We start from the raw sequence: 15947 nt of genomic DNA, 5'->3' as shown, positions 1-15947 counted from the left end.
GCTTTCCGACCATTGATCCGCGCTTGTCCGGGCCGGGCCGGCGGCATCCCGCCGATGCATTCCGTCTAGCCGATGTTCGCTTTTCGTGCTACTGCGTCTGAAAAGCCACAAGAAACGGGGCGGGCATGCGAATTTTGGGCATCGATCCGGGGCTGCGCAATCTCGGCTGGGGCGTGATCGAATCGCAGGACGGGCGGCTTTCCCACATCGCCAACGGCGTCTGCCACCCCGCGGGCGAGAGCCTGGCCGCGCGGCTGGTGTCGCTGCACGAACAACTCACCGCCGTTCTCGACCGCTTCGCGCCGACCGCCGCCGCGGTTGAACAGACCTTCGTCAACCGCGACGGGGCCGGCACGCTGAAGCTGGGCCAGGCTCGTGGCGTGGCGCTCTTGGTGCCGGCGCAGGCGGGGCTGGAGGTGGGAGAATACGCCCCCAATGCGGTGAAGAAGGCCGTGGTCGGCGTGGGCCACGCCGACAAGCGGCAGATCGGCCACATGGTGCGGCTGCAACTGCCTGGGGCCGAAATCGCGGGGGCCGATGCCGCCGACGCGCTGGCCGTGGCGCTCTGCCATGCGCATCACCTGGGCGGGGCCGGGCGGCTGGCGGCGGCCGTGGCAAAGGCGCGGGCATGATCGGCAAGCTGACCGGCCGGCTGGACCATCGCGGCCCCGACCACGTTTTGATCGACGTCGGCGGGGTGGGGTATGTCGTGCATGTCTCGGACCGCACGCTGGCCGCGCTGCCGGGGCCGGGGCAGGCGGTGGCGCTTTATACCGACCTCATGGTGCGCGAGGATCTGTTGCAGCTTTACGGCTTTCTCACGCTTTACGAGCGGGAATGGCACCGTCTCCTGCTGGGCGTGCAGGGGATCGGCGCCAAGGCCGCGCTCGCCATCCTCGGCACGCTCGGCCCCGAGGGGGTGAGCCGGGCCATCGCCATCGGCGACTGGGGGGCGGTCAAGGCCGCGCCGGGGGTCGGCCCAAAGATCGCCCAGCGGGTGGTGAACGAGTTGAAGAACAAGGCGCCCGCGGTGATGGCGCTGGGCGGCACGCTGGGGCAGGCGACCGGCGACGCGCCCGCCGAGGCCGTGGTGGACCCCGCCGCGCCCGTCGCGCCCATGCCGACGCCCGCCGCCCCCGCCTCGGCGCAGGCCGACGCGCTGTCGGCGCTGGGCAATCTTGGCTACGCCCCGTCGGAGGCCGCGCAGGCGGTGGCCCGTGCCGGGGGCGAGGACCCCGCGGCCGATACGCCCGCGCTGATCCGCGCCGCGCTGAAACTGCTGGCACCCAAGGGCTGAGCCATGACCGAACCCGACCCGACGCTGCGCCCCGCCCCCCGCCCCGAGGATGCCGACCGCGCGCTGCGGCCCCAGACGCTGGGCGAGTTCATCGGCCAGGCCGAGGCGCGGGCCAACCTCGCTGTCTTCCTCGAAAGCGCGCGGCGCCGGGGCGAGGCGATGGATCACGCGCTGTTTCACGGGCCCCCCGGCCTCGGCAAGACGACGCTGGCGCAGATCATGGCGCGCGAACTGGGCGTCAATTTCCGGATGACGAGCGGGCCGGTTCTTGCCAAGGCCGGCGATCTGGCCGCGATCCTGACCAATCTCGACGCGCGCGACGTGCTTTTCATCGACGAGATCCACCGGCTGAACCCGGCGGTGGAAGAGGTGCTGTACCCCGCGCTTGAGGATTTCGAGCTCGACCTCGTGATCGGCGAGGGCCCCGCCGCGCGTACCGTGCGGATCGAGTTGCAACCCTTCACGCTGGTGGGCGCGACCACGCGGCTGGGGCTTCTGACCACGCCCTTGCGCGACCGGTTCGGCATCCCCGTTCGGCTGCAATTCTACACCGTCGAAGAGCTGGAGCACATCGTCGCCCGCGGCGCCCGCCTGATGGGCGTGACGGCCGAGCCGGAGGGCGTGCGCGAGATCGCCCGCCGCGCGCGCGGCACGCCGCGCATCGCCGGGCGGCTCTTGCGCCGGGTCGTCGATTTCGCGCTGGTCGAGGGCGACGGGCGCATCTCGCGGGCGCTGGCCGACAACGCGCTGACGCGGCTGGGGGTCGACGGGCTGGGCCTCGACGGTGCCGACCGGCGGTATCTGACGCTGATCGCCGAGCATTATGCCGGCGGGCCGGTGGGGATCGAGACCCTGTCCGCCGCCCTGTCCGAGGCGCGCGACGCGCTGGAAGAGGTGATCGAGCCCTATCTGCTGCAGCAGGGGCTGATCCAGCGCACGCCGCGGGGCCGGATGCTGGCCGCCCGCGCCTGGTCGCATCTGGGACTGCCAGCGCCGGGGCCGCGCCCGGGCCAGTCGGACCTGTTCGACGGAGACGGCTGAGATGCGCCTCGCCCCTCTGTTCGTCGCGCTTTGCCTGGCTGCCCCGGCGGCGGCCCAGCCGGTCAGCCTGGGTACCTACCAGGCGGTGCAGACCCGGTTTGGCACCCTCACGGTCGGCCCCGTTTCGCAATGGGAGCAAGGGCTTTACCTCAATGGCGGCGGCGTGCCGCTTGCCGCCGAGTGGCGGGTGACGATCCGCGGCGCCTTTGCCCGGCAGGGCGACGACCACGACTGGGTGCTGGTCGAGACCAGCCATAACGGCAACATGTGCCCGGTCAGCTATGTCGTGCTGCGCCTTTCGGCGGATGCGCTGCGCCGCACGGCGCCGTTCGGCTCCTGCCTGGGGCGGATCGATGGCGTGCGCCTTGCGCCCGGGCGTTTCGAGATCGACCTCGCCGATCCCGACATCCGGGTCGATCTGCAACGCTTCGCCTTCGACGGCGCGCGGCTGACGGTGGCCGCGATCGCCCCCGGGGCCGGCCCGTCCGACCCCGCCGGGCCGGGCGGCGATGTCACCCGGTGGCTCGCCGACCATGCCAGCGCGCTGTTCAACGACCCCGCCGAACAGGCGCGCTTTGCCGCGATCATGCCGATCGCGGCCTTCGAGGAGTTGCGCCAGCGCACCGCCGTAGCGGGCCGCGCCGAGCAGCGCGGCGGCTGGGTGTTCGGCGCGGGCTGCATGGCCCACCAATGCAATGCGCGCGCGGGTTTCTGGGGCCTGCGCATCGCCGATGGCACCCCGGTCGCAGCCTTTCTCGACAGGGGTGCGGCGCCGCGCTGGTTCGGCGACCGGGCGGCGCTGTCCGACCCGTCGGTCGCCGCCTTTCTCGCCGAACGGAGCCTGAGATGACCCCCGAAGACGTGACCGCCCTATTTACCCGCGCCGACGGGCAATACCTTTTCGCCCGCTGGGGCCGGCCCATCGCGCCCGTCGTCTTCGGGGTGGAGGACGCGACACTCGCCACCGTCAAGGGCGCGGCCGAGGCGGTGGTGGCGCTGGCCGGCCACCAGATGGCCGAGACCGACCCCGAACTGGGCAGCAACCTGATGATCTTCTTCCTGCGCGACTGGCAGGAGCTTTTGGAAACCCCCAATCTCGACCGTCTCGTGCCCGACCTCGCCCCGCTCGTTGCCCGTCTGCAGGAGGCGGGGGCCAACCAGTACCGTTTCTTTCGCTTCGACGCGGCCGGCGGCATCAAGGCCGCCTTCGTCTTCGTCCGCATGGACGAAGAGCTGTCGAAACTGCCCGCCGAAACCATCGCGCTCAGCCAGATGGTGCAAACCATCCTGCTGTGGTCCGACACCGCCTTTGCCGGCCAGAGCCCGCTGGCGCGCGCGCCCGACGGCACGCTGGTACTGCGCCCCGCTATCGCCGAGGTTATTCGCGCGGGCTACGACCCGGTGCTGCCGGTGATGGCGGCGGATGCAAGCCACGCGCTGCGGCTGGCGGCGCGGATGGGGGCGATGCAATGACCCACCGCTTCCAGACCCGCGTGTATTACGAGGACACCGACCTCGCCGGCATCGTCTACTACGCCAACTACCTGAAATTCATCGAACGTGCCCGCAGCGAATGGGTGCGCGACCTCGGCCTCGACCAGGCGCGGCTGAAGGCCGAGGCAGGCGTGGTGTTTGCCGTGCGGCGGGTGGTGGCCGATTACCTGGCCCCGGCGCGGTTCGACGATCTGTTGACCGTCGAGACCGATCTGAGACAGCTCACACCCGCGCGCTTGTTGCTGGAGCAACTCGTAAAGCGCGGGCAAGACAAGATTTTCACCGCGGAGGTGACGCTGGTTGCGCTGGGCCCCGAGGGCCGGGCGCAGCGGCTTCCGGCAGAGTTTCGCCGACTCGTTTCCGGGTCGGCTTCATAAACCCGCGATTACGGGGATTCGTTGGTAATTTCACTTAAAACCGGGTAGCGTCTGCGCTAATCAGGGCCGCGACAGCACGGTCCCCAACAACGAGCAGGCAGAATGGAAACGGAAACCCTTGCGATGGCGCAGGAGATTGACTTCTCGCTGCTGGCGCTTTTTGCGCGTGCCACCTTTACCGTCAAGATCGTCATGATTCTTCTGATCGCCGCCTCGTTCTGGTCGTGGGCGATCATCATCCAGAAGCTCATCCTGTTCCGCCAGGCGCGGGCCGAGGCAGAGGTCTTCGACCGCGCCTTCTGGTCGGGCGAGCCGCTGGACGAACTTTTCGAAAGCCTTGGGCCAGAGCCCCAGGGCGCGTCAGAGAAGATCTTCGCCGCGGGCATGATGGAATGGCGCCGCAGCCACCGGCAGGACGGCGGGCTGATCGCCGGCGCCGCGGCGCGGATCGACCGGTCGATGGACGTGTCGATCGCGCGCGAGTCCGAGGTGCTGAACGGCGGCCTGTCGTTTCTCGCCACGGTGGGATCGACCGCGCCGTTCATCGGCCTGTTCGGCACGGTCTGGGGCATCAAGCACGCGTTCGAACAGATCGCGCTGCAGCAGAACACCAACCTCGCCGTGGTGGCGCCGGGCATCGCCGAGGCGCTGCTGGCGACCGCGCTGGGCCTGCTCGCAGCGATCCCGGCGGTGGTCTTTTACAACAAGCTCTCGGCCGACAGCGACCGCATCGTGGGCGGCTACGAAAGCTTTGCCGACGAGTTTTCCACCATCCTGTCGCGCCAGCTGGACGCCTGAGCGATGGCTACGTCCATGACCCCACGCAAGGGCTCGGGCGGGCGGCGGACCCGGCGGCACAGCCGTCACCCGGCCGCGATGTCCGAGATCAACGTCACCCCCATGGTCGACGTGATGCTGGTGCTGCTCATCATCTTCATGGTGGCCGCGCCGCTTCTGACCGTGGGCGTTCCGGTGGAATTGCCCGAGACGGCGGCCAGCGCCCTGCCGACCGAGCAGGAAGAGCCGCTGACGATCACCGTGACGGCCGACGGCGCACTGGTGCTGCAAACCACCGAGACGCCCGAGGACGAGTTGATCCCGCGGCTGCGCGCGGTAATGGCGGAACGGACCGACGACAAGATCTACCTGCGCGCCGACGGGGCCATCCCGTACGAGCGGGTGGTTCAGGTCATGGGCGCGCTGAACGGCGCCGGGTTCCGCAAGATCGGCCTGGTGACCGAGACCGGCGGGCCGACGCTGGGCGGGCCGGGCAACTGACAGGGACGCTATGAACACCGGCACCCTCATTTCGGGCATCGCGCACCTGGTTCTTGTGGGCTGGGTGCTGCTGGCGGGGCTGTTTCAGGCCAGGCCGCCGGCCCCTTTGGATGTGACCGACGTGACCATCCTGTCGGGTGCGGAATTCGCGGCGCTGACCGCACCCGCGGCGGCGCCCGCTCCGGTACAGGAGGTGCCCGTGCCCCGCCCGCCGGCGCCCGAGGCGGCCGAGGCGCCGGCCAGCACCCCGGACAGCCCGCCCGACCGGCCCGAGCCCGAGGCGCCGCCGGTGGCCGAAGACCCGCAAGATGCCCCCGATATGGCGTCGCTCGCGCCGCCGCCCGCGGCCGAGGTGACGCCCGATCCGCCCGAGATCGGCCAGCCGCCCGCCGAAGAGTCCGCGCCGGTGCCCTTTACCGACAGCCCGGCGCCGCGGCCCGCGCCGCGCATTGCCCCGCTCGCCGCCCCGCCGCCCCCTGAAGAGGCCCGGCCCGACCCCACGCCGGCCCCTGCGACCACGCCGTCCCCCGCGCCAGAGGCGCCGGCCCCCGAAACCGAGGCCGCCGCGCCCGAAGAGGCCGCGCCCGAGATCGTCACCGAAGCCGAGGAAGAAGACACCCCGTCGGACTCGCCCTTCGCGGTGGCGCGCTCGATGCGGCCCGCGGCCCGGCCCGCGCGCGCGGCGCCTGCGCCTACGCCCCAGCCCAAACCGGCGGCGACCCCGCCGGCGCCTGCGCCCGAGGCCGAAGACCCCCTGGCCGATGCGGTGGCCGACGCGGTGGCCGAGGCGCTGGCCGACAGCGCTTCGGACCCCGCCCCGGCCCAGACGTCGGGGCAGGGCACCGCGGCCCTGGGCCCAACGCTGACCGGGGGCGAGCGCGACGCGCTGCGCGTGGCGGTCTCGCGCTGCTGGAATGTGGGCTCGCTGTCGTCCGAGGCGCTGGGCACCCGCGTGGTGGTGGCCGTCGACATGCAGCCCGACGGCACGCCGCGCGGCGAAAGCGTGCGGCTGGTCTCGTTCGAGGGCGGCTCCGAGGCGGCGGCGCGGCAGACTTACGAATCCGCGCGCCGGGCGATCATTCGCTGCGGTGCCTCGGGCTTTCCGCTGCCACAGGACAAATATGACCAGTGGCGCCAGATCGAGATGACTTTCAACCCGGAAAACATGAGGATCAGATGATGCGGCGGCTGTTCTTCCTCTGCCTTGCGCTGGCCATCGCCGGCGCCACGACCCCGGCCTTTCAGGCCCGGGCCCAGGGCCCCTTGCGGATCGTCATTGACGAGGGCGTGATCGAACCCTTGCCGTTCGCGCTGCCGGAATTCGTGGCCGAAACGCCCGCCGCCGCCCAGTACGCGCGCCAGATCAGCCAGGTGATCGCGGCCGATCTGGCCGGCACCGGCCTGTTTCGCGAGATCCCGCAAGAGGCGTTCATCGCGCGGGTGACCAGCTTTTCCAGCCCGGTGCAATATGCCGACTGGAAGGCGATCAACGCGCAGGCGCTGATCACCGGGGCGGTGGCGCTGTCGGGCGACCGGCTGACGGTGAAGTTCCGCCTGTTCGACGTGTTTTCCGAGGCGCCGCTGGGCGACGGGCTGCAATTCGGCGGCTCGACCGCGGCCTGGCGCAGGCTGGCACACAAGGTGGCCGACCAGGTCTATGGCCGGATCACCGGCGAGGGCGGCTATTTCGACAGCCGGGTGGTTTTCGTCGCCGAGACCGGCCCCAAGAACGCCCGCGCCAAGCGACTGGCGATCATGGATTACGACGGCGCCAACGTGCAGTACCTGACCGACAGCGCCTCGCTGGTGCTGGCGCCCCGCGTGTCGCCCACGGGCGACCGGGTGATCTATACCAGCTACGAGACGGGCTTTCCCCGGATCTTCCTTCTCGACATGGCGCGGCTGACGCGGCGCGCGCTCGACGACCAGCCCGGCACGATGAGCTTTTCGCCGCGTTTCGCGCCGAACGGGCAAACGGTGGTCTTTTCGCTCAGCCAGGGCGGCAATACCGATCTCTACACGCTCGACCTCGCCTCGGGCCGGCGCGAGCGGCTGAGTTCGTCGCCCTCGATCGAGACCGCGCCCAGCTACTCGCCCGACGGCCGCCAGATCGTTTTCGAGAGCGACCGCTCGGGCACTCAGCAGCTTTACGTGATGCCCGCCTCGGGCGGCGCGCCCAAGCGGATCAGTTACGGCCAGGGGCGCTACGGCACCCCGGTCTGGTCGCCGCGCGGCGACCTGATCGCCTTCACCAAGCAGAATAACGGGCGTTTCCATATCGGGGTGATGCGCACCGACGGCTCGGAAGAGCGTCTCCTGACCGCCTCGTTCCTGGACGAAGGGCCGACCTGGGCGCCCAACGGGCGGGTGATCATGTTCACCCGAGAGACCGCCGGGGCCGGCGGGGCGCCTGCGCTTTTTTCCGTCGACATCACCGGGCGCAACCTGCGACGCGTGCCGCTGCAGGGGGCGGCGTCCGACCCGGCCTGGTCGCCGTTGCTGCCCTGAGGCTATGCATTTCCAACCCGAGGCGGGGCTGCTAGCCTAAGCGGCGACAGGCCCGACCCAGACCGAGGACCGAAACCATGACACTCTTCGCCAAACCCCTTCTTCTGGTGGCCGCCATCGGCCTTGCGGCCTGTTCCGGCCCGGACCGGTTCGGCGCCGAGTCGGGCGCGGATTTCGGCGCCGCCGGCGCCCCCGGATCGGCCGCCGACCCGCGGTCGCCCGCCTATTTCCAGCAGGCCATCGGTGACCGGGTGCTGTTCGCCGTCGACCAGAGCACACTGAGCGATGCGGCGCGCGCCACCCTGGAGGGGCAGGCGCGCTGGCTGATCAGCAACACCGACTACAGCGCAGTGATCGAGGGCCATGCCGACGAGCAGGGCACGCGGGAATACAACCTCGCCCTTGGCGCCCGGCGCGCCAGCGCGGTGCAGGAATTCCTGGTCGAGCGCGGCATCTCGCCGGCGCGGCTGCGCACGGTGAGCTATGGCAAGGAGCGGCCCCTCGAGATCTGTTCGGAAGAAAGCTGCTATGCCCAGAACCGCCGCGCGGTCACGGTCATCGCGGCCGGCGGCACGAGCTGAGGGGCGGGGCGTGCGCGGGGCGCTGATCGCAGTTTGTTGCGCCGTGGCGCTGGGCCTTGCGCCCGGTGCGCAGGCGCAGGGCCGGGTCGAGACGCTGGCCGATATCCGGCAGGAGATGTCGGTGCTGTTCGTCGAGCTTCAGCGGCTCAAGCGCGAGTTGAACACCACCGGCGCCCCCGAGGTCGGGTCGCCCGCCGGCACCGCGTTGCAGCGCATCGACGCGATCGAGGGCGCGCTGCAGCAGCTGACCGCCCGCGCCGAAGAGATGGAGCATCGCATCGCGCGTATCGTCAATGACGGTACGACGCGGCTGGGCGATCTGGAGTTCCGGCTCTGCGAGCTTGAGCCCGGTTGCGATCCTGCAACCCTTGGCGAAACCTCGACGCTTGGCGGCGGGGCGCAACCCGTCGCCCCCGCGCCGGCCACGCCCAGCGCGCCGTCGGCCGGCGGCGCCGAGATGGCGGTGGGCGAACAGGCCGATTTCGACCGCGCCCAGGCCGCCTACCAGGCGGGTGATTTCGACGCCGCCGCCGCGCAGTTCGCCGCCTTTACCGAGACCTATCCGGGCGGGCCCCTGTCGGGCGTGGCCCATTTCCTGCGCGGCGAGGCGCTGAGCGCCCAGGGCCGCACCTCGGATGCCGCGCGGGCCTATCTGCAGAGCTTTTCCGGCGATCCCGATGGCGCGCGCGCGTCCGAGGCGCTGTTGCAGCTCGGCGTATCGCTGGGCACGCTGGGCCAGACGCAGGAGGCTTGCGTTACCCTTTCGGAGGTCGCCACACGCTTTCCCGGCGCGACCGTCGTGCCCGAGGCGGCGGCGGCGCGCGAGGCGCTCGGCTGCCCGTGACCGGTCTGGCCGCCGCGCTGGCCGAGGGGCTGGGTGCGGACCTGCCCGGCCGGCTGGGCGTGGCGGTGTCGGGTGGCGGCGACAGCATGGCGCTGATGCACCTGATGGCAGGCTGGGCGCAGGCGCGCGGCGCTGACCTCGCGGTGGTGACGGTCGATCACGGGCTGCGCCCAGAGGCGGCGGCCGAGGCCGATTTCGTCGCGCGCGTGGCCGCCGGGCTGGGCCTGTCCCACGATACCCTCAATTGGGACGGCTGGGACGGGCACGGCAACCTGCAGGACCGCGCACGCCGCGCGCGCCAGCGGCTGATCGCCGACTGGGCGTGCAGGCGGCGCATCGGTGCGGTGGCGCTGGGCCACACCGCCGACGACCAGGCCGAGACGTTCCTCATGCGGCTGGCGCGCGGCGCCGGCGTGGACGGGCTGTCGGGCATGGCGCCGCGCCGTGCCGCCGAAGGCATGCTCTGGCTGCGCCCGTTGCTGGCCTGTCGAAGGGCCGAGTTGCGCAGCTACCTTGAGGAGCTGGGGCAGGTGTGGGTCGAAGACCCGGGCAATGTCGACCCGCGCTTTGCACGGGTCCGCGCCCGGGCGGCGCTGACGGTGCTGGCGCCCCTCGGCATCGAGGCCGCCACGCTGGCCGGGGTCTGCCGCAACCTTGCCCGCGCGCGGGATGCGCTCGATGCCCATGCCGAAGCGGCGGCGCGCCGCGTGGCCCGCATCGACGGCGGCGACGTGGTCTTTGACCGCGCCGCGCTCGACGCGCTGCCGGGCGAGACGCGGCGGCGGCTGATGCGCCACGCGCTGGTCTGGGTGTCCGGCGCCGACTACGGGCCCAGGGAAGGCGCGCTGGAAGAGACGCTCGCCGCGCTTGCCGACTGCCCCGCCGCGACGCTGCACGGCTGCCTGATGCTGGCCGACGGCCCGACCTTGCGCATCGCCCGCGAGCACCGCGCCGTGGCCGCGGCCGAGACCCCGACCGGCGCGCTTTGGGATGGGCGCTGGCGGTTCGACGGGCCGCATCACGCCGAATTGACCCTCCGTGCCTTGGGCGAAGCGGGGCTGGCAGCCTGTCCGGACTGGCGCGCCACGGGCCGCCCTCGGGCCGCCCTGGTGGCCCAACCGGGCGTCTGGCGCGGCGAAAAGCTGGTTGCCGCGCCGCTGGCGGGCCTGTCCGAGGGGTGGCGCGCATGGCTTGCAACAGGCGAGGACAGCTTTTTCCGGCTGGTCGATTCGCATTGAACCTATGCCTCATATCTCTATCTTAGAGGGACGGGCGGTTATGCCGCCCCACAAGTTTCAAGGAGAAGACTGTGGGTAACGCGAGAAACATCGCCTTTTGGGTCGTGCTGTTTTTGCTGATCCTGGCCCTTTTCAACCTCTTCAGCGGCGGCCAGTCGACCATGTCGTCGCGCACGATCAGCTACTCGGAGTTCTTGCAGAACGTCGAGAATGGCGAGGTTGCGCAGGTGACGCTGGACGGCGAGCGCGCGCTGATCCGCGGCAGCGACGGGTCGAGCTATACCGCCATCGTGCCGCAGGGCGTGGACCTGACCGACCGGCTGGTCGAGAACAATATCGACGTCAAGGCCGAGCCGCAGGAGCAGAACGGCCTGCTGGCCTATGTCGGCACGCTGCTGCCGTTCCTCATCCTGATCGGCATCTGGATCTTCCTGATGAACCGGATGCAGGGCGGCGGACGCGGCGGCGCGATGGGCTTTGGCAAGTCCAAGGCGAAGCTCTTGACCGAAAAGCACGGTCGCGTGACCTTCGACGACGTGGCGGGCATCGACGAGGCCAAGGAAGAGCTGGAAGAGATCGTCGAGTTCCTGCGCAACCCGCAGAAATTTTCGCGCCTCGGCGGCAAGATCCCGAAGGGCGCGCTGCTGGTGGGCCCTCCGGGTACCGGTAAGACGTTGCTGGCCCGCGCCATCGCGGGCGAGGCGGGCGTGCCGTTCTTCACCATCTCGGGCTCCGACTTCGTCGAGATGTTCGTGGGTGTCGGCGCCAGTCGCGTGCGCGACATGTTCGAGCAGGCCAAGAAGAACGCGCCCTGCATCGTCTTCATCGACGAGATCGACGCCGTGGGCCGCTCGCGTGGCGTGGGCTATGGCGGCGGCAACGACGAGCGCGAGCAGACGCTCAACCAGCTCTTGGTCGAGATGGACGGGTTCGAGGCCAACGAGGGCATCATCATCGTGGCCGCGACCAACCGGCCCGACGTGCTGGACCCCGCGCTCCTGCGCCCCGGCCGGTTCGACCGGCAGGTGCAGGTGCCCAACCCCGACATCAAGGGCCGCGAGAAGATCCTTGGCGTGCATGCCCGCAAGGTGCCGCTGGGCCCTGACGTGGACCTGCGTATCATCGCCCGCGGCACGCCCGGTTTTTCGGGCGCCGACCTCGCCAACCTCGTGAACGAGGCGGCGCTGATGGCCGCGCGCGTGGGACGCCGGTTCGTGACGATGGAAGATTTCGAGAACGCCAAGGACAAGGTCATGATGGGCGCGGAACGCCGATCCATGGTCATGACCGAGGACGAGAAGAAGCTGACCGCCTATCACGAGGCGGGCCACGCCATCGTCGGCCTGAACGTGCCGCAGCATGACCCGATCCACAAGGCGACGATCATCCCGCGCGGCCGGGCGCTTGGTCTGGTGCTGAGCCTGCCGGAGCGCGACCAGCTGTCGGTGACCTACACCAAGTACACGTCCAAGATCGCCATGGCGATGGGCGGGCGCGTCGCCGAAGAGCTGATCTTCGGAAAGGACAACGTCACCTCGGGCGCGGCCAGCGACATCCAGCAGGTCAGCAAGATCGCCCGCGCCATGGTCACGCAGTTCGGCTTTGCCGATGCGGAACTGGGTTATGTGGACTACGCCAACGAGCAGGAGAGCTTTCTCGGGCCCTATGGCGGCGGCACCAACCACTCGGCGGCGACCCAGAAGATCATCGACGACAAGGTGAAAGAGATCATCGACGAGGGATATGAGACCGCCAAGCGTATCCTCACCGAGAAGCGTGACGATCTGGAGCGGCTGGCCCAGGGCCTGCTGGAGTACGAGACGCTCACCGGGTCCGAGATCACCAAGGTGATCGCCGGCGAACCGCTGAACCGCGGCGATGACGAGGACACGCCGCCCGACAGCGGCAACGCACCCTCGGTCACCGCGATCCCGAAGACCAAGCCGCGGCCGAAGCCGGGTTTCGAGCCCGAACCCTCGGCCTGACCGAAGGCCCTGCCGTCGTATCAGCCGCCGCGCCCCCGGGCGCGGCGGTTTTCATTCGAGCGCCTGCGGCGCACGCCTTTCGTATGGCGGCCCGTGCCGGGCCGCGCCTTGGGTATTTTCGCCAAGAAGAAGCCCCGGCGCAGGTGCGCCGCCGTAACCGGCGCGGTTTATGTCGGAAGCGGTGCTGTGGGGCGCCGCGGCGGCGGGTATCTCTCAAGGGGGAGACGGCCCAAGACAGGTCAGGGAGGAACGGGACATGGTGCACAAGACGGATATCGAGATCGCCCGCGCGGCGGACAAGAAACCGATCCAGGAGGTCGGCGCGCGGCTTGGGATCGGCGCCGACGATCTGCTGCCCTATGGCCATGACAAGGCGAAGGTGACAGCCGGATTCATCGCCGGGCTGGCGGACAGGCCCCAGGGCAAGCTGGTGCTGGTCACCGCGATCAACCCGACGCCGGCGGGCGAGGGCAAGACGACAACCACCGTGGGCCTGGGCGACGGGCTGAGCCGGATCGGCAAGAAGACGGCGATCTGCATCCGAGAGGCCAGCCTCGGACCCTGTTTCGGGATGAAGGGGGGCGCGGCCGGCGGCGGCCATGCACAGGTGGTGCCGATGGAGGAGATGAACCTGCATTTCACCGGGGATTTCCACGCCATCACCAGTGCCCATAACCTGCTGGCGGCGCTGATCGACAACCACATCCATTGGGGCAACGCGCTGGGCATCGACCAGCGGCGCGTCGCCTGGCGGCGGGTGATGGACATGAACGACCGCGCGCTCAGGGACATCGTCTGTTCGCTCGGCGGCGTGGCCAACGGCTTTCCCCGCGAGACCGGGTTCGACATCACGGTGGCCTCCGAGGTGATGGCGATTCTATGCCTCGCCTCCGACCTGTCCGATCTGGAGCGGCGGCTGGGCGACATCATCGTGGGTTACACGCGCGAGCGCGCGCCGGTCACCGCGCGCGATCTGAAGGCCGAGGGCGCGATGACGGTGTTGTTGAAGGATGCGTTGCAGCCCAACCTGGTGCAGACGCTGGAGCATACCCCGGCCTTCGTTCATGGCGGGCCTTTCGCCAATATCGCCCATGGCTGCAACTCGGTCATCGCCACGACCACGGCTCTCAGGCTGGCCGATTACGTGGTGACCGAGGCCGGGTTCGGGGCGGACCTCGGCGCCGAGAAATTCATGAACATCAAGTGCCGCAAGGCGGGGCTTTCGCCCGCCGCGGTGGTGGTGGTGGCAACGATCAAGGCGCTGAAGATGAACGGCGGCGTGGCAAAGGATGCGCTGGGGGCCGAGGATGTCGCCGCGGTCGAGAAAGGCTGCGCCAACCTGGGCCGCCATATCGAGAACGTCAAATCCTTCGGCGTGCCGGCGGTGGTGGCGATCAACCATTTCGCCGGCGACACCGAGGCCGAGATCGCGGCGGTGAAGGCCTATGCCGCGGGGCAGGGCAGCGAGGCGATCCTGTGCACCCATTGGGCCGAGGGCGGCGCGGGGGCCGAGGCGCTGGCCGAAAGGGTGGTCGCGCTGGCCGAGGCGGACCATCACGGCTTTGCACCGCTTTATCCCGACGAGATGGGCCTCTTTCAGAAGATCGAGACCATCGCCAAGCGCATCTATCGCGCCGACGCGGTGCTGGCCGACAAGAAGATCCGCGACCAGTTGCACGCCTGGGAGGATGCGGGCTATGGCGATCTGCCGATCTGCATGGCCAAGACCCAGTATTCCTTTTCGACCGACCCCAACCTGAGAGGCGCGCCCACCGGCCATTCGGTGCCGGTGCGCGAGGTGCGGCTGGCCGCCGGCGCGGGCTTTGTCGTGGTGATCTGCGGCGAGATCATGACCATGCCGGGCCTGCCGCGGGTGCCGTCGGCCGAGGCGATCGGGCTGAACGATCTGGGCCAGGTCGAGGGGCTGTTCTGAGCCGCATTGCAGCCCCGGCCCGCCCGCGCTAAGCGGTGGGGCGAGATCGAACCGATGCGGAGGGGGTGACGAATGCGAGCGCCTGAAGAGTGCCGTTCCATGGCAGAGCTGCGCGCCGAGATCGACCGGCTGGACCGCGCTCTGGTCGCCATGCTGGCCGAGCGGGCGGGCTATATCGACCGGGCGGCGGCGCTGAAGCCGGGCGAGGGGCTGCCGGCCCGGATCGGGAACCGGATCGACGAGGTGATCGGCAATGTGCGCGGATCGGCCGTCAAGGCGGGGCTGGACCCGGCGCTGGCCGAGACGCTGTGGCGCGAACTGATCGAATGGGCCATCGCCCGCGAAGAGGCGGCGATGGGGGCAAAGGAGAACCGGGCATGAGCGCAACCCTGATCGACGGCAAGGCCTTTGCCGCGACGATCCGCGAAAAGGTGGCCGGCCATGTGCGCCACCTGCATGGCGAACACGGGCTGACGCCCGGCCTGGCCGTGGTGCTGCTGGGCGAGGATCCGGCGAGCCAGGTCTATGTCCGCAACAAGGGCAAGCAGACCGTCGAGGCCGGCATGGCGTCCTTCGAGCACAAGCTCCCGGTGGAGACCTCTCAGGCCGAGCTTTTGGCGCTGATTGCGCGGCTGAACGCGGCGCCGGCGGTGCATGGCATTCTGGTGCAGCTTCCGCTGCCGGCCCATATCGATGCGGGCAAGGTGCTGGACGCGATCGACCCGGCCAAGGATGTTGACGGGTTTCACGTGCTGAACGTCGGGCGGCTGGCCACGGGGCAGAAGGCCATGGTGCCCTGCACGCCGCTGGGATGCCTGATGATGTTGCGCGGCCACCTGGGCGACATGTCGGGGGCCGAGGCCGTGGTGGTGGGCCGGTCCAATATCGTGGGCAAGCCGATGGCGCAGCTTTTGCTGGGCGAGAACTGCACGGTGACCATCGCCCATTCGCGCACCCGCGATCTGGGCGAGGTTTGCCGGCGGGCCGATATCCTGGTCGCCGCGGTGGGCCGGGCGCAGATGATACCGGGCGACTGGGTGCGCCCAGGCGCGACAGTGATCGACGTGGGCATCAACCGCATCGCGGCGCCGGAACGCGGCGAGGGCAAGACGCGGCTGGTGGGCGACGTGGATTTCGACAGCGCGGTCGGCGTGGCGGGCGCGATTACGCCGGTGCCGGGCGGCGTCGGGCCGATGACCATCGCGTGCCTCCTGGCCAACACGGTGACGGCCTGCTGCCGGGCCAACGACCTGGCCGAGCCGGAGGGGCTGACGGCCTGAGGGCCTGATCGGCGCTGAACCTACTCTGCGCCTCTGTGGACCCTGGTGCGCCCTTACCGGCTGTCTGACCGGGGCGTCCGGGCCGCGGCCG

17 protein-coding genes are annotated in these 15947 nt (G+C 70.1%); all 17 read left to right on the top strand.

The features are described 5' to 3' along the window. Positions 1–125 precede the first annotated feature (125 nt). The 17 genes from ruvC to folD all read left to right on the top strand — a co-directional run bounded on the left by ruvC (position 126) and on the right by folD (position 15856). Entirely contained in the window at positions 126–632 is a 507-nt protein-coding gene (ruvC, locus tag Ga0609869_RS15205; RefSeq protein ID WP_125403777.1) for a crossover junction endodeoxyribonuclease RuvC, read from the top strand. After that, complete coding sequence (gene ruvA, locus Ga0609869_RS15200; RefSeq protein WP_125403776.1) at positions 629–1297, top strand: Holliday junction branch migration protein RuvA; 669 nt, start codon at positions 629–631, stop codon at positions 1295–1297. The genes ruvC and ruvA overlap by 4 nt, the downstream gene beginning before the upstream one ends. Positions 1298–1300: 3 nt before the next feature. Next, positions 1301–2338, top strand: a complete 1038-nt coding sequence (ruvB, locus tag Ga0609869_RS15195; RefSeq protein ID WP_125403775.1) for a Holliday junction branch migration DNA helicase RuvB — start codon at positions 1301–1303, stop codon at positions 2336–2338. A 1-nt stretch (position 2339) separates the two neighbouring features. Then, positions 2340–3188: an Ivy family c-type lysozyme inhibitor gene (locus Ga0609869_RS15190; protein ID WP_125403774.1), complete on the top strand. Its 849-nt coding sequence runs from the start codon at positions 2340–2342 to the stop codon at positions 3186–3188. Next, positions 3185–3811, top strand: coding sequence for a hypothetical protein (locus Ga0609869_RS15185; RefSeq protein ID WP_125403773.1), 627 nt, complete (start codon positions 3185–3187; stop codon positions 3809–3811). The genes Ga0609869_RS15190 and Ga0609869_RS15185 overlap by 4 nt, the downstream gene beginning before the upstream one ends. Beyond that, positions 3808–4209: a tol-pal system-associated acyl-CoA thioesterase gene (gene ybgC / locus Ga0609869_RS15180; RefSeq protein WP_125403772.1), complete on the top strand. Its 402-nt coding sequence runs from the start codon at positions 3808–3810 to the stop codon at positions 4207–4209. The genes Ga0609869_RS15185 and ybgC overlap by 4 nt, the downstream gene beginning before the upstream one ends. A gap of 102 nt (positions 4210–4311) precedes the next feature. Then, on the top strand, positions 4312–5007 hold the full coding sequence (tolQ, locus tag Ga0609869_RS15175; RefSeq protein ID WP_125403771.1) for a protein TolQ: 696 nt from the start codon (positions 4312–4314) through the stop codon (positions 5005–5007). 15 nt (positions 5008–5022) lie between these two features. Then, the gene (gene tolR, locus Ga0609869_RS15170) at positions 5023–5487 is read left to right on the top strand and encodes a protein TolR (protein WP_125403770.1); all 465 of its coding nucleotides are present in this window, start codon (positions 5023–5025) and stop codon (positions 5485–5487) included. A 10-nt stretch (positions 5488–5497) separates the two neighbouring features. After that, complete coding sequence (gene tolA, locus Ga0609869_RS15165; protein WP_125403769.1) at positions 5498–6667, top strand: cell envelope integrity protein TolA; 1170 nt, start codon at positions 5498–5500, stop codon at positions 6665–6667. Beyond that, complete coding sequence (tolB, locus tag Ga0609869_RS15160; RefSeq protein WP_438826884.1) at positions 6667–7995, top strand: Tol-Pal system beta propeller repeat protein TolB; 1329 nt, start codon at positions 6667–6669, stop codon at positions 7993–7995. Before tolA ends, tolB begins: the two co-directional genes overlap by 1 nt. A 77-nt stretch (positions 7996–8072) precedes the next feature. Further along, the gene (gene pal / locus Ga0609869_RS15155) at positions 8073–8576 is read left to right on the top strand and encodes a peptidoglycan-associated lipoprotein Pal (RefSeq protein WP_125403767.1); all 504 of its coding nucleotides are present in this window, start codon (positions 8073–8075) and stop codon (positions 8574–8576) included. Between the two features lie 10 nt (positions 8577–8586). Further along, a complete protein-coding gene (gene ybgF, locus Ga0609869_RS15150; protein ID WP_245972137.1) occupies positions 8587–9420 on the top strand; it encodes a tol-pal system protein YbgF in 834 nt (277 codons plus the stop codon). Then, positions 9417–10658 carry a tRNA lysidine(34) synthetase TilS gene (tilS, locus tag Ga0609869_RS15145; RefSeq protein WP_125403765.1) on the top strand — a complete coding sequence of 414 codons (1242 nt, stop codon included), beginning with the start codon at positions 9417–9419 and terminating at the stop codon, positions 10656–10658. Before ybgF ends, tilS begins: the two co-directional genes overlap by 4 nt. 71 nt (positions 10659–10729) lie before the next feature. Beyond that, positions 10730–12643: an ATP-dependent zinc metalloprotease FtsH gene (ftsH, locus tag Ga0609869_RS15140; protein ID WP_125403764.1), complete on the top strand. Its 1914-nt coding sequence runs from the start codon at positions 10730–10732 to the stop codon at positions 12641–12643. A gap of 256 nt (positions 12644–12899) precedes the next feature. Further along, positions 12900–14576 carry a formate--tetrahydrofolate ligase gene (locus Ga0609869_RS15135; RefSeq protein ID WP_125403763.1) on the top strand — a complete coding sequence of 559 codons (1677 nt, stop codon included), beginning with the start codon at positions 12900–12902 and terminating at the stop codon, positions 14574–14576. 72 nt (positions 14577–14648) lie between these two features. Beyond that, positions 14649–14957 carry a chorismate mutase gene (locus Ga0609869_RS15130; protein ID WP_125403762.1) on the top strand — a complete coding sequence of 103 codons (309 nt, stop codon included), beginning with the start codon at positions 14649–14651 and terminating at the stop codon, positions 14955–14957. Next, entirely contained in the window at positions 14954–15856 is a 903-nt protein-coding gene (folD, locus tag Ga0609869_RS15125; RefSeq protein ID WP_125403761.1) for a bifunctional methylenetetrahydrofolate dehydrogenase/methenyltetrahydrofolate cyclohydrolase FolD, read from the top strand. The genes Ga0609869_RS15130 and folD overlap by 4 nt, the downstream gene beginning before the upstream one ends. Positions 15857–15947 lie beyond the last annotated feature (91 nt).

Source organism: Rhodovulum iodosum, from assembly GCF_041020385.1.
Lineage (GTDB): Bacteria > Pseudomonadota > Alphaproteobacteria > Rhodobacterales > Rhodobacteraceae > Rhodovulum > Rhodovulum iodosum.
Note: the sequence above shows the minus strand (reverse complement) of the source record. Positions and strands in the feature narration are given on the sequence as shown.